The organism is Mesorhizobium robiniae (assembly GCF_040545535.1).
Lineage (GTDB): Bacteria > Pseudomonadota > Alphaproteobacteria > Rhizobiales > Rhizobiaceae > Mesorhizobium > Mesorhizobium robiniae.
This window is the reverse complement of the sequence record NZ_JBEPMC010000004.1, coordinates 90,076-111,536: the sequence shown is the minus strand read 5'-3', so window position 1 is coordinate 111,536 and position 21,461 is coordinate 90,076. Positions and strand designations below refer to the sequence as shown.

At 62.3% G+C, this 21,461-nt stretch carries 20 protein-coding genes; 1 reads left to right on the top strand and 19 read right to left on the bottom strand.

All coding sequences use genetic code 11. The features are described 5' to 3' along the window. Positions 1-329: 329 nt before the first annotated feature. The 19 genes from ABID19_RS12415 to ABID19_RS12325 form a co-directional block, all read right to left on the bottom strand. Complete coding sequence (locus tag ABID19_RS12415) at positions 330-614, bottom strand: DUF1467 family protein (protein ID WP_354490836.1); 285 nt, start codon at positions 612-614, stop codon at positions 330-332. Then, positions 611-1,015 (bottom strand): methylmalonyl-CoA epimerase, encoded by a 405-nt coding sequence (gene mce / locus ABID19_RS12410; protein ID WP_354490835.1) that lies wholly within the window; start codon positions 1,013-1,015, stop codon positions 611-613. The genes ABID19_RS12415 and mce overlap by 4 nt, the downstream gene beginning before the upstream one ends. Before the next feature lie 142 nt (positions 1,016-1,157). Further along, positions 1,158-2,828 carry a ribonuclease J gene (locus ABID19_RS12405; protein ID WP_354490834.1) on the bottom strand — a complete coding sequence of 557 codons (1,671 nt, stop codon included), beginning with the start codon at positions 2,826-2,828 and terminating at the stop codon, positions 1,158-1,160. Positions 2,829-2,894: 66 nt separating this feature from the next. Continuing rightward, complete coding sequence (locus tag ABID19_RS12400; RefSeq protein ID WP_354490833.1) at positions 2,895-3,716, bottom strand: biotin--[acetyl-CoA-carboxylase] ligase; 822 nt, start codon at positions 3,714-3,716, stop codon at positions 2,895-2,897. Positions 3,717-3,720: 4 nt separating this feature from the next. Then, a complete protein-coding gene (nuoN, locus tag ABID19_RS12395; RefSeq protein ID WP_354490831.1) occupies positions 3,721-5,157 on the bottom strand; it encodes an NADH-quinone oxidoreductase subunit NuoN in 1,437 nt (478 codons plus the stop codon). A gap of 18 nt (positions 5,158-5,175) precedes the next feature. Beyond that, positions 5,176-6,681 (bottom strand): NADH-quinone oxidoreductase subunit M, encoded by a 1,506-nt coding sequence (locus tag ABID19_RS12390; RefSeq protein WP_352932048.1) that lies wholly within the window; start codon positions 6,679-6,681, stop codon positions 5,176-5,178. Continuing rightward, a complete protein-coding gene (nuoL, locus tag ABID19_RS12385) occupies positions 6,681-8,654 on the bottom strand; it encodes an NADH-quinone oxidoreductase subunit L (protein WP_354490830.1) in 1,974 nt (657 codons plus the stop codon). Before nuoL ends, ABID19_RS12390 begins: the two co-directional genes overlap by 1 nt. An 11-nt stretch (positions 8,655-8,665) precedes the next feature. Then, the gene (nuoK, locus tag ABID19_RS12380; protein WP_006335669.1) at positions 8,666-8,974 is read right to left on the bottom strand and encodes an NADH-quinone oxidoreductase subunit NuoK; all 309 of its coding nucleotides are present in this window, start codon (positions 8,972-8,974) and stop codon (positions 8,666-8,668) included. A gap of 3 nt (positions 8,975-8,977) precedes the next feature. Continuing rightward, complete coding sequence (locus ABID19_RS12375; protein ID WP_354490828.1) at positions 8,978-9,598, bottom strand: NADH-quinone oxidoreductase subunit J; 621 nt, start codon at positions 9,596-9,598, stop codon at positions 8,978-8,980. A 232-nt stretch (positions 9,599-9,830) separates the two neighbouring features. After that, complete coding sequence (gene nuoI, locus ABID19_RS12370) at positions 9,831-10,322, bottom strand: NADH-quinone oxidoreductase subunit NuoI (protein ID WP_352932055.1); 492 nt, start codon at positions 10,320-10,322, stop codon at positions 9,831-9,833. Then, complete coding sequence (gene nuoH / locus ABID19_RS12365; RefSeq protein ID WP_095483491.1) at positions 10,322-11,365, bottom strand: NADH-quinone oxidoreductase subunit NuoH; 1,044 nt, start codon at positions 11,363-11,365, stop codon at positions 10,322-10,324. Before nuoH ends, nuoI begins: the two co-directional genes overlap by 1 nt. Positions 11,366-11,367: 2 nt before the next feature. Then, positions 11,368-13,449: an NADH-quinone oxidoreductase subunit NuoG gene (gene nuoG / locus ABID19_RS12360; protein WP_354490826.1), complete on the bottom strand. Its 2,082-nt coding sequence runs from the start codon at positions 13,447-13,449 to the stop codon at positions 11,368-11,370. Between the two features lie 75 nt (positions 13,450-13,524). Next, complete coding sequence (locus tag ABID19_RS12355) at positions 13,525-14,214, bottom strand: NADH-ubiquinone dehydrogenase (RefSeq protein ID WP_354490825.1); 690 nt, start codon at positions 14,212-14,214, stop codon at positions 13,525-13,527. Between the two features lie 128 nt (positions 14,215-14,342). Then, the gene (gene nuoF, locus ABID19_RS12350) at positions 14,343-15,647 is read right to left on the bottom strand and encodes an NADH-quinone oxidoreductase subunit NuoF (RefSeq protein ID WP_354490823.1); all 1,305 of its coding nucleotides are present in this window, start codon (positions 15,645-15,647) and stop codon (positions 14,343-14,345) included. A gap of 10 nt (positions 15,648-15,657) precedes the next feature. Continuing rightward, on the bottom strand, positions 15,658-16,980 hold the full coding sequence (locus tag ABID19_RS12345; RefSeq protein WP_354490821.1) for an NADH-quinone oxidoreductase subunit E: 1,323 nt from the start codon (positions 16,978-16,980) through the stop codon (positions 15,658-15,660). Next, positions 16,981-18,171 (bottom strand): NADH-quinone oxidoreductase subunit D, encoded by a 1,191-nt coding sequence (locus ABID19_RS12340; RefSeq protein WP_354490819.1) that lies wholly within the window; start codon positions 18,169-18,171, stop codon positions 16,981-16,983. It lies immediately after the preceding gene. A gap of 202 nt (positions 18,172-18,373) precedes the next feature. Beyond that, entirely contained in the window at positions 18,374-18,976 is a 603-nt protein-coding gene (locus tag ABID19_RS12335; RefSeq protein ID WP_354490817.1) for an NADH-quinone oxidoreductase subunit C, read from the bottom strand. An 8-nt stretch (positions 18,977-18,984) separates the two neighbouring features. Further along, on the bottom strand, positions 18,985-19,566 hold the full coding sequence (locus tag ABID19_RS12330) for a NuoB/complex I 20 kDa subunit family protein (protein WP_027156092.1): 582 nt from the start codon (positions 19,564-19,566) through the stop codon (positions 18,985-18,987). Continuing rightward, positions 19,557-19,922 (bottom strand): NADH-quinone oxidoreductase subunit A, encoded by a 366-nt coding sequence (locus ABID19_RS12325; protein ID WP_023798850.1) that lies wholly within the window; start codon positions 19,920-19,922, stop codon positions 19,557-19,559. Before ABID19_RS12325 ends, ABID19_RS12330 begins: the two co-directional genes overlap by 10 nt. A 335-nt stretch (positions 19,923-20,257) precedes the next feature. On the opposite strand from ABID19_RS12325, the gene ABID19_RS12320 reads away from it, so the two are divergent. Continuing rightward, positions 20,258-21,457, top strand: a complete 1,200-nt coding sequence (locus ABID19_RS12320; RefSeq protein WP_354490815.1) for a winged helix-turn-helix domain-containing protein — start codon at positions 20,258-20,260, stop codon at positions 21,455-21,457. Positions 21,458-21,461 lie beyond the last annotated feature (4 nt).

Genomic DNA, 21,461 nt, shown 5'->3' with positions numbered 1-21,461 from the left:
ATCTAGGCGCGGTTACTCGCTGCCGCCGGACACCGGAAACAGATCGGACGCGTTTAAATTGCAAGGCCTCGTGCCTTGCATTTTTTTTGTGCAATCATTTGGTTAGCACGACGGATTGCCAAATCAGTTTATCCAGACGTGTCAGTCGAAGATGCGCGACCGCTTCTGAGATAACGCCATGCATAAAACAAGAAATTGACGCGCGTAAATATACATTCCGCGGGGTGTGCGGCGCTCTCGCGGCGGCTGACAAATCCGGAAGCCGGCTTTGTTTTGCCACCCCATCGGCGCTCGCGTTCAGGGCAACGAATTGTGCGTTGCCGGCTAAGCTAAGTCTTGGGGCTCTGGCTAAAGTCCGGCACGATGTGGGGGATGTCGTCGATGCCGAGGCCGAGCCCCCTCGTGATGCCGTAAAAGATGCCAAGAAGAACCATTGTGACGATCGTCGTCCGCAACGCGGCGCGCAGCATATGCGGTCCGCGAGGCGCGCTGTGCACCGTACCCAGCGTGACGTCCTGATCCTCGTCCTGCGTTCTCACGCTGAACGGCAGGATGGCGAACAGCACCACCCACCATGTGATGAAGAACAGGGCGATAAACGAAACCCAGCTCATGCTTGCTCCAATTCGACCAGCGTGCCGAAGAAATCCTTGGGATGCAGAAACAGCACCGGCTTGCCATGCGCACCGATCTTCGGGTTGCCGTCGCCCAGGACGCGGGCGCCGCTGGCCTTGAGGTGATCACGCGCGGCGAGAATGTCGTCGACCTCATAGCAGACGTGATGCATGCCACCCGAGGGGTTCTTCTCGAGGAATGCCGCGATCGGCGAACCCTCGCCGAGCGGCTCCAGCAATTCGATCTTGGTGTTGCCGACATCGACGAACACCACCGTTACGCCATGCTCAGGCAGCGCCTGCGGCGCGGTCACCCGAGCACCGAGCGTATCACGATAGGCCGCTGTCGCCGCGGCCAGATCCGGCACGGCAAGCGCGACATGGTTCAGGCGTCCGAGCATAGGATACTCCCGGGTTAGGGGAGTAGGGGAGTAAGGCAGTAGGGGAGTAGGGAAAAACAGGATCTAGAAGTGCAGACTGTTTGCGCTCCTACCTCCTACTTGCCTACTCCCCTACTGCCCTACTCCCCTACTCCCTTGTTCGTCACCGTGTGACGAACACTGTCACCAGCGGCTTCTTGCCCCACGCTTCGTTGGCGGCGCCGCGTACGGCGCGACGCACTGCCTCCTGCACGAGGTCGAGGTCTTTTCGGCGCTGACGAGGGATGGAGTCCACGGCGCCGATTGCCGCATCGATCATCAGATCTTCCAGGCTCTCGCCGCGCGCGTCGGCCTCGGCGACGCCGATTGCGACCAGATCGGGATCGCCGGCAAGTTCATATTTGTCGTCGAGCACGACATTGACCGCGACATGACCGGCAAAGGACAGCTTGCGACGGTCGCGAATGCCCATCGCCTGGTCGGTCCCGATCAGCCTGCCGTCCTTGTAGATGCGGCCGAACGGTACCTGATCGATGATCGTCGCAGCACCCGGATAGAGCCTCAGCATGTCGCCGTCGCGCACCTGCGCCACCTGGCCGATGCCCGACGTCGACATCAGCGAGCCCTGCGCCACCAGATGCGCCGCCTCGCCATGCACGGGAACGCCGATCTGCGGGCGCACCCATTCATACATCTTGCGCAATTCGCTGCGGCGCGGATGTCCGGAGACATGCACCAGCGCATCGCCGTCCTCGATGATCTTGATGCCGAGATCGATCAGGCGATTCTTGATCTCGAGTATCCCTTTTTCGTTGCCGGGAATGGTGCGCGAGGAAAACACCACCGTGTCACCTGCTGTCAGCGACACTGATTTCATCTCGTCGCGCGACAGTTTTGCCAGTGCCGCAAGCGGCTCGCCCTGGCTACCGGTGCAGATGATGACGAGATTCTCGCGCGGGATGAAGCCAAAATCCTCCTCGGCGATGAATTCGGGCAGCCCGTCCATATAGCCGAGCTCACCGGCAACATCGATGACGCGCTTCAGCGAGCGGCCGAGCACCAGGCACTGCCGGCCGGCGTCCCTTGCCGCCCTGGCAATGGAGACTATGCGCCCGACATTGGAGGAAAAAGTGGTGACCGCGACACGCCCCTTGGCGCTCTGGATGACACCCTTGAGGCCTTCGCCCACCGCCACTTCCGATGGCGACTCCCCTTCCCGCAGCGCATTGGTGGAATCGCAGATCAGCGCCAGCACGCCCTTGTCGCCATAGGCGCGGAAGCGGGCCTCGTCGGTCATCGGCCCGATCGTCGGCGCCGGATCGATCTTCCAGTCGCCGGTGTGGATGACGGTGCCGGCCGGCGAGGTGATCGCCAGCGACATCGGCTCGGGTATAGAATGCGCGACGGGAATGGCCTCGATCTCGAACGGGCCGATGGTGAATTTTTCGCCGGCGCGGTAGATCGTCAACGGGATTTTCGGTGCGCCTTGCTCGCCCTGCCGCTTGGCTTCCAGCAGTCCGGCGCCGAACGGCGTCATCCAGACCGGCGCCTTGAGCTTCGGCCATGTGTCGAGCAGCGCGCCGTAATGGTCCTCATGCGCGTGCGTGATGACGATGCCGCGCAGATTGGCGATGTTCTCCTCGATGAAGCGCGTGTCGGGCAGCACCAGGTCGACGCCAGGCAGGCTGGCATCGGGAAAGGTGACGCCGACATCGACGACAATCCATTCGCGCGCATTGGCCGGCCCATAGCCATAGAGGGCGAAATTCATGCCGATCTCGCCGACGCCGCCAAGCGGCACGAAGACGAGTTCGGCGTTTTCAGCTTTCGCCATGATCTTTCCTTTCCTGGCCGGTCAAACCAAGCCCATCAAATCTAGGGCCCGTCCAACCTGGGCCCGTCAAACCTGAGCCGACGCGACCGCGCCAAAATGCACATCGCCGGCGGCGATCGTCAGAACCGAACCCTCATCGTCGCGGATCACGAAACGGCAGTCCTCGTCAATGGTCTCGAACGTGCCGCGCACCACATTACCGTCAATTCTGACAGCAACCTGCCCGCCAAGCCCTGCCGCGCGTGCCAGCCAGCGCCGCCTGACGGCAGAAAGCCCACGCCCTTCATTCCACAGCCGCGCATTCGCGCTCCAGGCATCCGACAGCGCCAGAAACAATGTCTCGGCATCGCAAGCAGAGCCCAGCGCGCTAAGCGATGTCGCCGGATAAGGCAAATCTTCGGGATAAGCCACAACATTGACGCCGATGCCCACCGCCACCGCGAAGCGGTCGCCATCCAGGATCGCCGATTCCAGAAGGATGCCGGCAAGCTTGGCACCGGAGGCAAGCACATCGTTCGGCCATTTCAGCTCGAAACGGTTCTTCCCATCGCTGCCGCCGTCGAGGCCGATTGCTATCCTGCCCTTCGGCACAACGGCGTCGAGCGCATCGGCGAGCGCCAGGCCGGCAACGAAGCCGAGCGTCGCGGCCAAGCGAAGATCGGCATTGGTGACCACCAGCAGCGTCGCCGCAAGATTGCCCTCGGGCGTCGCCCACACCCGGCCGCGCCGGCCACGCCCGCTTTCCTGTTTTTTCGAAACGACCCAGAGCTTGCCCGGGTCTCCCGCCCGCGCGTGCTCCAGCGCCAGCGCATTCGTGGAACCAACCGTGTCATGTGCCTCGAGTCGGAACCCTTCCGTCTCAGCTGTTGGGGCCAGCCGAAATGCCATCCTGTCAGAAAAATGTCTTGGCGGCGGCTTCGGCATAGGTGCCGATCGGCCCGCCGATCAGCACGTAGAACAGCACGAAGGCGCCGCAGACGCCGAGCACGACGCGAAGCTCGGTCGCCATCGGCAGGAAGCCGCCGACCGGTTCGTCGAACCACATGATCTTGATGATGCGCAGATAATAATAGGCGCCCACCACCGAGGCCAGCACGCCGATGATAGCCAGCGCGTAGAGATTGGCATTGATGGCGGCGAGGAACACGTACCATTTCCCCCAGAAGCCGGCGAGCGGCGGGATGCCGGCCAGCGAGAACATCAGGATGGTGAGGATCGTCGCCATGATCGGATTGGTCGACGACAGGCCGGCCAGATCGCCGATCTGCTCGACATTGCCCTCCTTGCGCCGCATGGCGAGGATGAAGGCGAAGGTACCGAGCGTCATCACCAGATAGATCAGCATGTAGATGGCGACGCCGCGCACGCCGGCCTGGCTGTTGGCGGCGAGGCCGACCAGCGCGTAGCCCATATGGCCGATCGAGGAGTAGGCCATCAGCCGCTTGATGTTGGTCTGGCCGATGGCCGCGAACGCGCCGAGAGCCATCGAGGCGATCGAGATGAAGACGATGATCTGCTGCCAGTCGGCGGCGATCGGCTTGAACGCGCCCATGGTAACGCGCACGATCAGCGCCATCGCCGCCATCTTCGGCGCCGCCGCGAGGAAGGCCGTCACCGGTGTCGGCGCGCCTTCATAGACGTCGGGCGTCCACATGTGGAACGGCACCGCCGATATCTTGAAGGCGAGGCCGGCCAGCACGAAGACCAGGCCGAAGACGAGGCCAAGCTGGCGCTCGCCGCCGCCCAGCGCCGTGGCGATCTCCTGGAACCCGGTGTTGCCGGTATAGCCGTAGACCAGGCTGATGCCGTAAAGCAGCATGCCCGACGACAGCGCACCAAGGACGAAATACTTCAATCCCGCCTCGGTCGAGCGCAGATTGTCGCGGTTGATCGCCGCCAGCACATAGATCGCCAGCGATTGCAATTCGAGGCCGAGATAGAGCCCGATCATGCCGTTGGCCGAGATCATCAGCATCATGCCGAGCGTGCACAGCAGGATCAGCACCGGATATTCGAATTTGTCGAAATGCTCCGCCTTGGCGAAGCGCATCGACATGACCAGCGTTACCGCCGACCCGATCAGCGCCAGCACCTTCATGAAGCGGGCGAAGGGATCCTGGACGAAGGCTTCGCCGTAGGCACTGCCCTGCCCGGTCGAAAAGATCGTCCAGACGCCGGCAACCACCAACACGGCGACGGCAAGGCCGCTCACCGTGGTTGTCGTGTTGGCGCGCGAATAGGCGCCCAGCATCAGGAGCGCCAGGGCGCCGATGGCGAGGATCAGCTCTGGCGTCGAGAGCGACAGGCTGGAGAGAAGGTCCGGCGTCATGGTTCGCAAACTTCCCAGTCAGTTCGCCGCCGCGGTCTGCGCGGCGTCGATGGATGCGGTGACATTGGTGACCAGCGCCTTGACCGATTCGGCAGTCGCGTCGAAGACCGGCGCCGGGTAGACGCCGAAAAAGATGACCAGCACGACCAGCGGATAGATGATCACCTTCTCGCGCGCCGACAGGTCGAGCAGATTTTTCAAGCTGTCCTTGGTCAGCGCGCCAAAGATCACCCGACGATAGAGCCAGAGCGCATAGGCCGCCGACAGGACAACGCCGGTGGCGGCGAAGAACGCCACCCAGGTGTTGACCCGGAACACGCCGAGCATGGTCAGGAACTCGCCAACGAAGCCGCTGGTGCCGGGCAGGCCGACATTGGCCATGGTGAAGATCATGAACACGGTGGCGTATTTCGGCATGTTGTTGACCAGCCCGCCATAGGCGTCGATGTCGCGCGTGTGCATGCGGTCGTAGATGACGCCGACGCAGAGGAACAGCGCGCCGGAGACCAGGCCGTGCGACAGCATCTGAAAGATCGCCCCCTGGACGCCTTCCTGGTTCATCGCGAAGATGCCCATGGTGACGAAGCCCATATGAGCGACCGACGAATAGGCAATCAGCTTCTTCATGTCCTCCTGCATCAGCGCCACCAGCGAAGTGTAGATGATGGCGACGACGGACAGCGCGAAGACCAGCGGCGCGAACATCTCCGAGGCGATCGGAAACATCGGCAGCGAGAACCGCAGGAAGCCATAACCGCCCATCTTCAGCAGGATGGCGGCCAGGATCACCGAACCGGCCGTCGGCGCCTCGACATGGGCATCCGGCAGCCAAGTGTGCACCGGCCACATCGGCATCTTCACGGCGAACGACGCGAAGAAGGCCAGCCATAGCCAGGTCTGCATGGTGGCCGGGAAGTTGTGCGTCAGCAGCGTCGGGATGTCGGTGGTGCCGGACTGGAAGAACATCGCCATGATGGCGAGCAGCATCAGCACCGAGCCGGCCAGCGTATAGAGGAAGAACTTGAACGAGGCGTAGACGCGCCGCTTGCCGCCCCACACGCCGATGATGATGAACATCGGGATCAGGCCGGCCTCGAAGAAGACGTAGAACAAAACGATGTCCAGCGCGCAGAACACGCCGATCATCAGCGTCTCCAGCAACAGGAAGGCGATCATGTAGGCCTTGACGCGCTTCTCGATCGATTCCCATGAAGCCAGGATGCAGAGCGGCATCAGGAAGGTGGTCAGGATGACGAACAGCATGGAGATGCCGTCGACGCCCATATGGTAGGAGATGCCGGAATCCAGCCAGGCAACCTTCTCGACGAACTGGAAGCCGGGCTCGGAATTGTCAAAGCCGGTCCAGATGAACAGCGAGATGATGAAGGTGATGCTCGTCGTCCACAAAGCGATGGCGCGAATGTTGCGGCGGGCATTTTCGCTGTCGTCACGCACGAACAGGATGAGCAGCACACCAACCAGCGGCAGGAAGGTGACCAGCGAGAGGATCGGCCAGGCGGTCATCAGAGCATCATCCAGGTGACGAATGCGGCAACGCCGATCAGCATGGCGAAGGCATAGTGATAGAGGTAGCCGGTCTGCAGCTTGACGACGCGGTTGGTGACGTCGACGACGCGCGCCGAAATGCCGTCCGGACCGAGCCCGTCGATAACGGTGCCGTCGCCGGTCTTCCATAGGAAGTGGCCCAGTCGTTTTGCCGGCCGCACGAACAGGAAGTCGTAGAGCTCGTCGAAATACCACTTGTTGAGCAGGAAGGCGTAGAGCCCGCGATGCTGCGCCGCCAGATTCTTCGGCATCTCCGGCGCGCGGATGTAGAATTGCCAGGCAATCGCAAAGCCGATCAGCATGGCGACGAACGGCGCCAGCTTCACCCACAACGGCACTTCGTGCATGTCGTGCAGGATGTGGTTTTCCGGCAGCGTGAACAGCGACGCCTTCCAGAACTCGGCATAGCCCTCGCCGATGAAGGCGCCATGGAAGATCACACCGGCGAACAGTGCGCCCGCCGCCAGAATGAACAGCGGCACCAGCATGACCGGCGGCGATTCATGGACATGGTGCATCACCTCGTGGCTCGCCCGCGGCTGGCCGTGGAAGGTCATGAAGATCAGCCGCCAGGAGTAGAAGCTGGTGAAGCAGGCGGCGACGACCAGCAGCACGAAGGCAAGGCCGGCGACCGGATTGTGCGCGGCAAAGGCGCTTTCGATGATCGCGTCCTTGGAGAAGAAGCCGGCGGTACCGATGACCGTTACCGGAATGCCGACGCCGGTCAGCGCCAGCGTGCCGATCACCATCATCCAGTAGGTTTTCGGGATGAGCGTCCTGAGGCCGCCCATATTGCGCATGTCCTGCTCGTCGGAGACGGCATGGATCACCGAGCCGGAGCCGAGGAACAGCAGCGCCTTGAAGAAGGCATGCGTGAACAGATGGAAGATGGCCGCGCCATAGGCGCCGACGCCGAGCGCCACGAACATGTAGCCGAGCTGCGAGCAGGTCGAATAGGCGATGACGCGCTTGATGTCGTTCTGGACGAGGCCCACGGTCGCCGCGAAGAAAGCGGTGAAGGCGCCGATGAAGGTGACCACGATCAGCGCCGAATGCGACAGCTCGAACAGCGGCGACAGCCGCGCCAGCATGAATACGCCGGCGGTCACCATGGTGGCGGCGTGGATAAGCGCCGAGACCGGCGTCGGGCCTTCCATCGCGTCAGGCAGCCAGGTGTGCAGCGGCACCTGTGCCGACTTGCCCATGGCACCCATGAACAAAAGCAGGCAGACGACGGTCATCGCAGCCTGCTTGTCGAGCGCATAGCCGAGGAAGGTCAGCACGGCAGCACCCTGCGGTGCGCCTTCGGCCGGGATGAACGTCGCCGCATTGGCGAAGATGGTGCCGAGATTGACCGAGCCGAACAGCACGAACACCCCGAAGATGCCGAGCGCAAAACCGAAATCACCGACGCGGTTGACGACGAAGGCCTTGATCGCGGCGGCATTGGCCGACGGCTTCTTGTACCAGAAGCCGATCAGCAGATAGGAGGCCAGGCCGACGCCTTCCCAGCCGAAGAACATCTGCACGAGGTTGTCCGATGTCACCAGCATCAGCATGGCGAAGGTGAACAGCGACAGATAGGCGAAGAAGCGCGGCCGGTTCGGGTCGTGATGCATGTAGCCGATCGAGTAGATGTGGACCAGCGCCGACACCGTGTTGACCACGACCAGCATCACCACCGTCAGGGTGTCGATCCTGAGCGCCCATGCGGCCTCCAACCCGCCCGACTGGATCCAGCGCATCACCGGCACGGTGAATACCTCGCCTTCGCCGAAGCCGACCGAGAAGAAGGCGACCCACGACAGCACGGCTGATATCACCAGGAAGCCTGAGGTGATGTATTCGGACGCCTTGGCGCCGAGCGACGTGCCGAACAGGCCGACGATCAGGAAGCCGAGCAGCGGAAGGAAGACGATGGCCTGATACATGTTGGTTTCCGTCAACCCTTCATCATGTTCACGTCTTCGACCGCGATCGAACCGCGGTTGCGGAAGAAGACGACGAGAATGGCGAGGCCGATCGCCGCTTCAGCCGCCGCGACCGTCAGCACGAACAGCGCAAATACCTGTCCGACGAGATCGCCGAGTGCTGCCGAGAAGGCGACGAAATTGATGTTGACCGCGAGCAGGATCAGCTCGATCGACATCAGGATGACGATGATGTTCCTGCGATTGAGGAAAATGCCGAACACGCCGAGCGTGAACAGGATCGCCGATACGGTCAGATAATGTGCGATGCCGACGGTCATCTCTCAGATTCCTTCGCCCGTCTTGACCTTGCGGATTTCCATTCCCGTTGCCGGCGTGCGGCCGACCTGGGCTGCGATCGACTGCCGCTTGACGCCCGGCTTATGGCGCAGCGTCAGCACGATGGCACCGATCATGGCAACCAGCAGTATGAGGCCCGCAATCTGGAAGTAGTAGAGGTAGTCGGTATAGAGGATGTCGCCGAGCGCTGCCGTGTTCGAACGTGCGGCAAGGTCCGGAATGGGTTTCGAAACTGTCGCGGCCAGTTGCGGCGCGAACGAATAGCCGCCGAGCACGACGATCAGCTCAGCCGCCAGGATCAGCCCGACCAGTGCGCCGATCGGCGCGTATTGCAAGGCGCCTTCCTTCATTTCGGCAAAATCGACGTCGAGCATCATGACCACGAACAGGAACAGCACCATGACCGCGCCGACATAGACGACGAGCAGGATCATCGCCAGGAACTCGGCGCCGGTCAGCATGAACAGGCCTGCGGCGTTGAAGAAGGTCAGGATCAGGAACAGCACCGAATGTACCGGATTGCGCGCCGAAATGACCATGAACGCCGACGCCACCGCGATAAAGGCGAAGAGGTAGAAAAAGGCCGCCTCTAGTCCGTTCAGCATGGGTTCCCCCGGTTCCTGTCCAAACAGGACGTTCGTCCTGTTCGATGTTTGCCACCGCCTCCGGCCGGCAAGTTGCGTTGTCCTATCGCATGTTTCGATCGGGTTGAAAGACCCGATCGAAAGAAAAACATGCGACACTTTTCAATTCCTGAGGATGATCTTGTCCGAAAGGTCTGTACCTTTTCGGGATCATCCTCTGAACGAGGCCCTCGCCTCGTCCATGCGTCAAATGTCAGCGGTACGGCGCATCCAGCGAGAGGTTGCGCGCCAGTTCGCGCTCCCAGCGGTCGCCATTGGCCAGCAGCTTGTCCTTGTCGTAATAAAGTTCCTCGCGCGTCTCGGTCGCGAATTCGAAATTCGGCCCCTCGACAATGGCGTCTACCGGGCAGGCCTCCTGGCAGAAGCCGCAATAGATGCACTTCACCATATCGATGTCGTAGCGCACGGTGCGGCGCGTGCCGTCATTGCGGCGCGGGCCGGCCTCGATGGTGATGGCTTGCGCCGGGCAGATGGCCTCGCACAATTTGCAGGCGATGCAGCGTTCCTCGCCGTTCGGATAGCGGCGCAGCGCATGCTCGCCGCGAAAGCGCGGGCTCACCGGTCCCTTCTCATGCGGATAGTTGATCGTCTCCTTCGGCGCGAAGAACTGGCGCATCGACAGGAAGAAGGCGCTGACGAAGTCCTGCAGCAGCAGCGACTTTGCGGCTTGGGATAGAGCGGACATCACGCAAACCCCGTGATCTTGAGGAACGCGGCGACAATCACCACCATCGCCAGCGAGATCGGCAGGAAGACCTTCCAGCCGAGCCGCATCAGCTGGTCGTAGCGGTAGCGCGGCACGAAGGCCTTCACCATGGAGATCATGAAGAACACCAGGCAGACCTTGAGAACGAACCAGATCAGGCCCGGCACCCAGGTGAAGGGAGCGAAGTCGAAGGGCGGCAGCCAGCCGCCGAGGAACAGGATGGTGGCCAGCGCGCACATCAAGACGATGGCGACATACTCGCCGAGGAAGAACAGCAGGAACGGCGTCGACGAGTATTCGACCATGTGGCCGGCGACGAGTTCCGATTCTGCTTCCACAAGGTCGAAAGGCGGGCGGTTCGTCTCGGCCAGCGCCGAGATGAAGAAGATGACGAACATCGGGAACAGCGACAGCCAATGCCAGTCGAGGAAGGTGTTGGGCAGGCCAACCCGGGTGCCCAGCCCATCCTGCTGCGACAGCACGATGTCGGACAGGTTGAGCGAACCAACGCAAAGCAACACGGTGACGATGACGAAACCGATCGAGACTTCGTAGGACACCATCTGCGCCGCCGAGCGCAGCGCGCCGAGGAATGGATATTTCGAGTTGGACGCCCAGCCGCCCATGATCACGCCATAGACCTCGAGCGAGGAGATGGCGAAGACATAGAGGATGCCGACATTGACGTTGGCGATCGCCCAGCCCTCATTGACCGGAATAACCGCCCAGGCCGAGATCGCCAGCACCGCCGACACCAGCGGCGCCAGCAGAAAAACGCCCTTGTTGGCGCCGGACGGAATCACCGGCTCCTTGAACACGAACTTCAGAAGGTCGGCGAAAGCCTGCAGCGTGCCCCATGGGCCGACGACGTTCGGGCCACGGCGCAACTGCACCGCCGCCCAGATCTTGCGGTCCGCGTACAGGATGTAGGCGACGAAGATCAACAGCACGACGATCAGCACGACCGACTTCAACAGGATGATCAGCGCCGGCAGCACGTAGAAGGAGAAGAAGGTGTCCATGCTTATTCCGCCGCCTGCCTGAAGCCGTTTTTCGCCAGCGCCGAGCATTCCGCCATCACGGCGGAAGCCCGCGCGATCGGGTTGGTCAGGTAGAAATCCTCGACCGGCGAGGTGAAGGCGCCCTTGTTCAGCCGCCCGCCGAGCTTCGCCACCTCGGCGATATCGTCAGCATTGCCTGCCGCGACCTGGTCAATGCGAGCGAAATGCGGGTATTCCGAATAGAGTTTTGCGCGAAGCTGCGGCAGCGAATCGAACGGCAGCTTCTTATCAAGCACATCCGACAGCGCCCGCAGGATTGCCCAGTCCTCACGCGCATCGCCCGGCGCAAAGCCGGCGCGGTTGGTCTGCTGCACGCGGCCCTCGGTGTTGACGTAGGTGCCCGACTTTTCGGTATAGGCAGCACCCGGCAGGATGACGTTGGCACGGTGCGCGCCCTGATCGCCATGCGTGCCGATATAGACGACGAAGGCGCCGCCGGTCTTGGCCATGTCGATCTCGTCGGCGCCGAGCAGGAACAACACGTCCGCATCACCCAGCATGCCGGCCACGTTCTTGCCGCCCTCGCCCGGCACGAAGCCGACATCGAGACCGCCGACACGCCCTGCAGCAGTGTGCAGCACGGCAAAGCCGTTCCAGTCGGCCCTCGCGGCGTTGACGGCCAGGCTAAGCTTGGCCGCCTGGCCGAGCACGGCCGCGCCATCGGCCCGTGCCAGTGCGCCCTGGCCGACGATGATAAGCGGATGCGTCGCCTTCTTCAGCACCTGGAAGAACTTGCCATTGCCGTCGGCCAGCTCCTTCAGCGATTCCGGCCCGGCGCCGAGCTGCTCGTAGTCGTAGCGCGTATCGCCGACATCGCCGATGACGCCGACCGGCAGGTTGCCGACCCGCCAGCGCTTGCGAATGCGGGCGTTGAGCAAGGACGCCTCGAAGCGAGGATTGGCGCCGATGATCAGCACCGCGTCGGCCTGCTCGATGCCCTCGATGGTCGGGTTGAAGACATAGCTTGCCCGGCCGAGCGACGGATCGAGCGCGGCACCATCCTGACGGCAGTCGGTGTTCTTCGAGCCGAGCGAGGCCATCAGCAGCTTCAGCGCATAGATTTCCTCGACGGCGGCGAGATCGCCTGCAATGGCGCCGATCTTGTCGGGCGCTGCGTTCGACACCGCTTCCTTGATCGCGGAGAAAGCCTCGGCCCAGCTTGCCGGGGCCAGCTTGCCGCCCCTGCGGACGTATGGCCGGTCGAGGCGCTGGGTGCGCAAGCCATCCCAGATGAAGCGGGTCTTGTCGGAAATCCACTCCTCGTTCACCGCCTCGTTGGTGCGCGGCAGGATGCGCATCACCTCGCGGCCCCTGCTATCGACGCGGATCGCCGAGCCGACGGCATCCATCACGTCGATGGATTCGGTCTTGGTCAGCTCCCACGGCCGCGCCTGGAAGGCGTAGGGTTTGGAGGTCAGCGCACCGACCGGGCAAAGGTCGATGACGTTGCCTTGCAGTTCCGAGGTCATCGCGCTTTCGAGATAGGTGGTGATCTCGGCGTCCTCGCCGCGGCCGATCAGGCCGAGCTCGGAAATGCCGGCAATTTCGGTGGTGAAGCGGACGCAGCGCGTGCAATGGATGCAGCGGTTCATGATCGTCTTGACCAGCGGCCCGATATATTTGTCTTCGACTGCCCGCTTGTTCTCGTGATAGCGCGAGGAATCGACGCCGAACGCCATCGCCTGATCCTGCAGGTCGCACTCGCCACCCTGGTCGCAGATCGGGCAATCCAGCGGATGGTTGATCAGCAGGAATTCCATCACGCCTTCCCGGGCCTTCTTGACCATCGGCGTGTTGGTGAAGATTTCCGGCGTTTCGCCATTCGGGCCGGGGCGCAGATCGCGCACGCCCATGGCACAGGACGCCTGCGGCTTGGGCGGCCCGCCCTTCACCTCGATCAGGCACATGCGGCAATTGCCGGCGATCGACAGCCGCTCATGGAAGCAGAAGCGCGGCACTTCCGCGCCGGCGTCCTCGGCCGCCTGCAGCAGCGTGTAGTGGTCGGGTACAGTAATCTCTTTCCCGTCGACCTTGAGCTTTGCCATGTCGTCTCAAACCCCTGCGGACGTTCCGCAATCTTTCTTTCCGGGCCACAGCCGAAGCCGCGCCACGTATTCAATTCAATGTTTGGCCTCGGCCAACGCCGCCGCCTGACCAAGCCAGTCGTCGCGGTCGATCCGGCCGTTGAACGACAGATAATCGTCGACCCAGGCGATCTCTTCCGGCGTCCATGCCGCGATCTGGCCATACGTCCAGATGCCCAAGCCGTTCAGCACCGTTTCCAGCTTTGGCCCGATGCCGGATATCGCCTTGAGATCGGCCGGATTTGCCGGCCTTTCCATAGCTTTGGGCTGCTTGAAATCCTCCGGAATCAACCTGGTCGGCTCGGCAGCCGTATCCACCACGCTCCGTGCATCATCCATGCTGTTTGCCGCTATGTCATTCACGTCCCTGGCGAAGGACTGCGCCTCGGCAATCAAGGTTTTCGTCGCCGCGCGCGCCTTGGTCGAGGAACTCGTTCCTGTCTCGGAAAAGCGTTCGACCCTGGCCTCGAAATCGTCGACGATCGGCTGAAAGAGGCGCTGCGAGGCCTCGGCGGCGCCCGAGAGCGCGCCCATCCAAACGCCGAAGGCATGATTGGCAAGCCCGATGCCGAGCGCCGACATCGCTGCCGCACCCGCGACAGGGTGCGCCAGGAGATTGACGGCGTTCGCCATCTCCTTCGGCATCATCCTGGTCAGGTCCTGGTTCATCTTCTCGAACGGGTCCAAATCTGGCATCAAATGATCGGGTTTCGAATTCAGCGACATAGGTGGTCTCCTGGTCGTTTCTTCCGTATGCCCCGAGCCTGTTTCCTCAAATCGAGCTCTCGCTCGTATTTCAAATCGGGCGTTCGCCCGTATTTCAAATCGGGCTTTTGCCCGCTTCGAATTCTTGTCTATTCCGCCGCCACCATCACCGGCTCTGCCCGGTGCGCATTGCGCGAAAACTCCTCGATACGCCGCTCCACCTCGCCGCGGAAATGCCGCATCAGGCCCTGGATCGGCCATGCCGCCGCATCGCCCAGCGCGCAGATCGTGTGGCCCTCGACCTGCTTGGTCACGTCGAGCAGCATGTCGATCTCACGCTTCTGCGCCTCGCCGCGCACCAGCCGTTCCATCACCCGCCACATCCAGCCGGTGCCTTCGCGGCACGGTGTGCACTGGCCGCAGCTCTCGTGCTTGTAGAAGTAGGAAAGCCGCGCGATCGCCTTCACGATATCGGTCGATTTGTCCATGACGATGACAGCTGCCGTGCCGAGACCCGATTTCAGGTCGCGTAGCGCATCGAAATCCATCGGCGCGTCGATGATCTGTTCGGCCGGCACCAGCGGCACCGAAGCGCCGCCTGGAATGACCGCCAGCAGATTGTCCCAGCCGCCGCGAATGCCGCCGCAATGCGTCTCGATCAGCTCTCGGAACGGGATCGACATCGCCTCTTCGACGGTGCACGGATTGTTGACGTGGCCGGAGATGCAGAACAGCTTTGTGCCGACATTGTTGGGCCGCCCGAAGGACGAGAACCAGGCAGCGCCACGGCGCAGGATGGTCGGCGCCACAGCGATGGATTCGACATTGTTGACCGTCGTCGGGCAGCCGTAGAGGCCGACATTGGCCGGGAACGGCGGTTTCAGCCGAGGCTGGCCCTTCTTGCCTTCGAGGCTTTCGAGCAGCGCCGTCTCCTCGCCGCAGATATAGGCGCCGGCGCCATGATGCATGTAGATGTCGAAATCGTAGCCGGACGTGTTGTTCTTGCCGATCAGCTTGGCCTCGTAGGCCTCGTCGATGGCGCGCTGCAGCGCCTCGCGCTCGCGGATGAACTCGCCGCGCACATAGATGTAGGCGGCGACCGCGCCCATGGCGAAGCCGGCAATCAGGCAGCCCTCGACCAGCGTGTGCGGGTCGTGGCGCAATATATCGCGGTCCTTGCAGGTGCCGGGTTCGGATTCGTCGGCATTGACGACGAGATAGCTCGGCCGGCCGTCGCTCTGCTTGGGCATGAACGACCATTTCAGCCCGGTTGGAAAGCCGGCGCCGCCGCGCCCGCGCAGGCCCGAGGCCTTCATCTCGTTGACGATCCATTCGCGCCCCTTGGCGATGATGCCGGGCGTGCCGTCCCAGGCACCGCGCGCCATCGCGCCGGCCAGCGACTTGTCGAAAAGGCCGTAGATGTTGTTGAAGATGCGGTCTCTGTCCTGAAGCATTGTTCGTTCCTCAGACCGGCTTCTTGCCGAAGACGCGGATATATTCGGCGACCCCGCCCTTGGCGAGCGCCTTGGCCTGCTTGACCCAGTCTTCGCGGTCGATGCGGCCGTGGAAGCTGAGATAGCCGTCGACCCACTCGCGCTCGGCCTTCTTCCAGGACGCGACTTGCGCATAAGTGAAGATGCCAAGCGAATGCAGGATGCCTTCGATCTTCGGACCGACGCCTGAGATCAGCTTGAGATCGTCGGCCAGTGCCGGCCTTGCGATGCCGGCCGGGCGATTCTTGTCCTCGAGTGAAGGTTTGGCATTGGTCGTCTTGGCGCCGGTTTTTTTGCCGGCAGCGCCGAACGGCGCCTCCTTCAACTCCGGCGCCTTGAAAGCAGCCGCTGGCTCAGCCTTGCTCTTGGGGCCGCTACGCTGTTTCGAAACCTTTTCGACCTCCGGCGCGGCCTTGTTGGCGTTCGCAGCCGAATGCCGCGGTGCGGCGACGCTTGCCGCCTTTTCGGTCTCTGGTGCGACCTTTGTGGCCGAAGGCGACTCCAGCGCCGGGCTGGTTTCGGGCGCGTCGGTCTTCGGCTTGCTGGCTTTCGACGGCGCAACGGGGGAAGCCGATGCCGGCGCGACCGGGGCTGCCGGCGCGGCGGCGACAGTCGACGCTGCACCTTGCGCGGCCTCGGCCGCTGCCTTGGCTTCCTTGTCGCGGGTCGTCTTGAGGATTGCCTTTTCGCTCTTCAGCGTCGTCAGGCCAGTAAGCGGCTCGGAGGTGGTGCGGCCGTTCTGCGGCCCCGGCGTCACCGAGGCGCCCTTCCCGGCATCATAGAGGTCGATGATCTCGGCCAGCCGCTCCGGCGTCAGGTCCTCGAACGTGTCCTTGAAAATCATCACCATCGGCGCGTTGACGCAAGCGCCGAGGCATTCGACCTCTTCCCACGACAGCGTGCCCTTGTCGTTGGTGTGGAACTGGTCGTGATGGATTTTCGAGCGGCACACGTCCATCAGCGCTTCCGAGCCGCGCAGCATGCAGGGCGTGGTGCCGCAGACCTGGATATGCGCGCGGGTGCCGACCGGATTGAGCTGGTACTGTGTGTAGAAGGTCGCAACTTCGAGCCCTCTGATATAAGGCATGTCGAGCATGTCGGAGATCGTCTCGATCGCCGCCTTGGTCACCCAGCCTTCCTGCTCCTGCGCCAGCATCAGCAACGGGATGATCGCGGATTGCTCGCGGCCCTTCGGATACTTCTTGATCCATTGCTTCGCCGCTGCCGCATTCGCCCGGTTGAAGGCGAAGGAGGCTGGCTGGAGGCTGGCTTCTGCGAGACGGCGGACTGACATTTAGCGATCGACCTCACCAAACACGATGTCGAGGGAGCCAAGCACGGCGGTGACGTCGGCCAACATGTGGCCGCGGCAGAGGAAATCCATGGCTTGCAGATGGGCGAAACCTGGCGCGCGCAGCTTGCAGCGGTAGGGCTTGTTGGTGCCGTCGGAGACGAGATAGACACCGAACTCGCCCTTCGGGGCTTCGACCGCCGCATAGACCTCGCCTGCCGGCACGCGGTAGCCCTCGGTATAGAGCTTGAAATGATGGATCAGCGCTTCCATCGAGCGCTTCATCGCCGCGCGCTTCGGCGGCACCACCTTGCCATCGAGGTTCGACACCGGCCCGCTGCCTTCCTTGCCGAGCAGCAGGTCGACGCACTGGCGCATGATTTTCGCCGACTGGCGCATCTCTTCCATGCGCACGAGATAGCGGTCGTAGCAATCGCCGTTCTTGCCGATCGGAATGTCGAAATCCATCTCGGCATAGCATTCATAGGGCTGCGACTTGCGCAGATCCCAGGCGACGCCGGATCCGCGCACCATGACGCCGGAAAAGCCCCAGGCCCAGGCATCGGCCAGCGAGACGGTGCCGATGTCGACGTTGCGCTGCTTGAAGATGCGGTTGCCGGTCAGCAGTGCGTCGAGATCGTCGAGCGATTTCAGGAACGGATCGATCCAGTTGCCGATATCCTCGACCAGCCTCTGCGGCAGGTCCTGGTGGACGCCGCCGGGCCGGAAATAGGCCGCATGCATGCGCGAGCCGCTGGCCCGCTCATAGAATACCATCAGCTTTTCGCGCTCGACGAAGCCCCACAGCGGCGGCGTCAGCGCGCCGACATCCATCGCCTGCGTCGTCACATTGAGAATGTGCGACATGATGCGGCCGATCTCGCAATAGAGCACGCGGATCAGTTGGCCGCGCTTCGGCACCTCGATGCCGAGCAACCGCTCGGCGGCAAGCGCGAAGGCATGCTCCTGGTTCATCGGCGCGCAATAGTCGAGCCGATCGAGATAAGGCACGGCCTGCAGATAGGTTTTGGCTTCGATCAGCTTTTCAGTGCCGCGATGCAACAGCCCGATATGCGGATCGACGCGATCGACGACTTCGCCATCGAGCTCCAGCACGAGGCGCAAAACGCCATGCGCCGCAGGATGTTGCGGGCCGAAATTGATGTTGAAGTTGCGGACAGAAGTCTCAGCCACGGCTCACGCGTCTCCAGGCCATTTCTTGAACGCCACAACCCACAAAAGAACGAGATTCAGAAGCGGGACAACCATCAAGATGCTCAATGCGGAGGGCCAACCGGCTCTCGGAAAGATTCGCCAGTACGGCACGATCAAAGACGCAAAAATGATCATGATAATCAGCCAATGAAAAACGGAGAAGCTGCCCATCAACACGCCCTCATTGTTTTGCCTTCTCGTCTCCTGGCAGGACGTAATCCGTCCCTTCCCATGGCGAGAGAAAATCGAAATTGCGGAATTCCTGCTTCAATTCCACCGGCTCGTAGATGACCCGCTTGGCTTCGTCGTCGTAGCGCACCTCGACGAAACCGGTCAGCGGGAAATCCTTGCGCAGCGGATGACCCTCGAAGCCGTAATCGGTCAGAATCCGCCTGAGATCGGGATGGCCCGAGAACAGCACGCCATAGAGATCGTAGGTTTCGCGCTCGAACCAGTCGGCGCCGGGATAAACGCCGGTGATCGACGGCACCACGGTCTCCTCGTCGGCCTGGACCTTGATGCGGATGCGAATATTCTGCTTCGGCGACAGCAGATGATAGACAACGTCAAAGCGCTTGGCCCGCGACGGATAATCGGCGCCACAGACATCGATGATCGAAATGAACTGGCAGTTTTTATCGTCGCGCAGGAAGGTCACCACCTCGATCAGATCGTGCGGCTCGACAGAGATGGTGAGTTCGCCATAGGCAAACACCGCATCGCTTATCCGGCCGCTCAGCTTCTCGCCGAGATAGGTCGAGAGTTCATTCAACGACAGGCTCATCATCCCGCTCACCGCTCGATCGTGCCGGTGCGGCGGATCTTCTTTTGCAACAGAAGGATGCCGTAGAGAAGCGCCTCAGCGCTCGGCGGACAGCCGGGCACGTAGATGTCGACCGGCACGACGCGGTCGCAGCCGCGCACCACCGAATAGGAATAGTGGTAGTAGCCGCCGCCATTGGCGCAGGAGCCCATCGAGATGACGTATCGCGGCTCCGGCATCTGGTCGTAGACCTTGCGCAGCGCCGGCGCCATCTTGTTGGTCAGCGTACCGGCAACGATCATGATGTCGGACTGGCGCGGCGACGCGCGCGGTGCGACGCCGAAGCGCTCGCTGTCATAGCGCGGCATCGAGGTATGGATCATCTCGACCGCGCAGCAGGCGAGGCCAAAGGTCATGAACATCAGCGAGCCGCTGCGGGCCCAGGTGATCAGCGCCTCGGTCGAGGTGACAAGAAAACCCTTGTCGGCCAGCTCGTTGTTGATCTCGAGGAAGAAAGGATCATTCGCCCCCACCGGCTTTCCGGTGCTGGGGTCGAGAATGCCTTTTGGCTTCGGCGCGACGAGCGTGCCGGAATTGTCGCTCAATCCCATTCCAGCGCTCCTTTCTTCCATTCATAGGCAAAGCCGATGGTCAGCACCGCCAGAAACACCATCATCGACCAGAACCCGAGCATGCCGATCTGGCTGAAAGACACCGCCCACGGGAACAGGAAGGCCACTTCCAGATCGAAGATGATGAACAGGATCGACACCAGGTAGAAGCGGATGTCGAACTTCATGCGGGCGTCGTCGAACGAGTTGAAACCGCACTCATAGGCGGAAAGCTTTTCCGGATCTGGGTTGCGGTAGGCCACCAGGAAGGGTGCGGCAAGCAGCGCCAGGCCGACGACCAGCGCCACGCCGATGAACAGGACGATGGGCAGGTACGAACTCAACAATGCGTTCATGCTGCGGCTTTCCGTTAGCGGCCAATCCACTCTGATTACAGCACCGGACCCACTTGCGGAAGCGTGACAGTTTAACCACTGAACCGTTTTAGGGGGCTCTATGCTGCAACGCGGCGAGGGTTAGCGCAGGGCTTTCGGCGAAGCAAGTCAAACCTTGTTCAAAACACGGTGCTGGACGGCATATCCGGATAAACTGGTCCGATCCGCTCCTGTTTGATTTCCTTCACTTTTTACTCCACTTTTCTCTCCTGACATATATCCCGCCAAAACCCTGCTAGCATAGCGCGGAATCATTGGTCGCTTCTCGTTCGAAACACCCTCAGGGCCTCGCCTGCATGAAGGAAAAAATCTCACTCGCCGCAGCCCGGCGCATCGCGCTCGCCGCCCAGGGTTTCACCGACCCTCGGCCTAACGGCACGCCGGATCGCCGCCATCTGACCCGGGTGCTTGCCCGCACCGGCCTGTTGCAGATCGATTCCGTCAGCGCGGTGGTGCGCGCTCACTACATGCCGCTCTATTCACGCCTCGGCCCCTACCCGCTGGCACTGCTCGACAATGCCGCCGTGACACGCAAGCGCCTGGTTTTCGAATATTGGGCGCACGAAGCCTCCTTTCTGCCGGTCGAAACCTATCCGCTGATGCGCTGGCGCATGCAGCGGGCCGAGCGCGGCGAGGAAATGTATAACGGGCTGGCGAAGTGGGGCCACGAGCGTGCCGCCTACATTGAAGAGATTTATCGCGAGGTCGTCGGGCGCGGCCCGATCGCTGCTTCCGCCCTCGAAGGCCAAAAGGGAAACGGCGGCTGGTGGGGTTGGAGCGATGCCAAGCACGCTTTCGAATGGCTTTTCTGGGCCGGCCGCATCACCACGGCATCGCGTCGTGGCTTCGAGCGGCTTTACGATCTGCCCGAACGGGCGCTACCGCCGGCGGTGCTCGACCTGCCGGTGCCCTCCCCTGAGGATGCGCATCGCGAATTGTTGCGCATCTCCGCCCGTGCCCATGGCATCGCGACATCAGGCGACCTGCGCGACTATTTCCGCCTGTCGCCGGCCGACATGAAGGGCCGGCTGGAGGAACTGGTCGAGTTGGGCGAATTGCTGCCGGTGCGCGTCGAAGGCTGGAGCAAGCCGGCTTACCTTCACAAGGACGCCCGTTTTCCGCGCAAGATCCAGGCGCGCGCGTTGCTCGCTCCGTTTGATCCCGTTGTCTTCGAGCGCTCCCGAACGGAAAGGCTGTTCGACTTCCGCTATCGCATCGAGATCTACACCCCGGCCGAAAAGCGCCAATACGGCTATTATGTGCTGCCGTTCCTGCTCGGCGAGAGGATCGTGGCGCGCGTCGACCTCAAGGCCGACCGCCCCGCCGGCGTGCTGCGCGTCCATGCGGCCTATGCCGAACCCGGCGCACCGGCCGAAACAGCGGCCGCGCTGGTCGAGGAATTGAAGCAGATGCAGGGCTGGCTCGGCCTGGAACAGATTGAAGTCACGCCCGCAGGCGATCTAGGTCCGGCGTTGGCCGACATCATCGCGTCGTAGACAC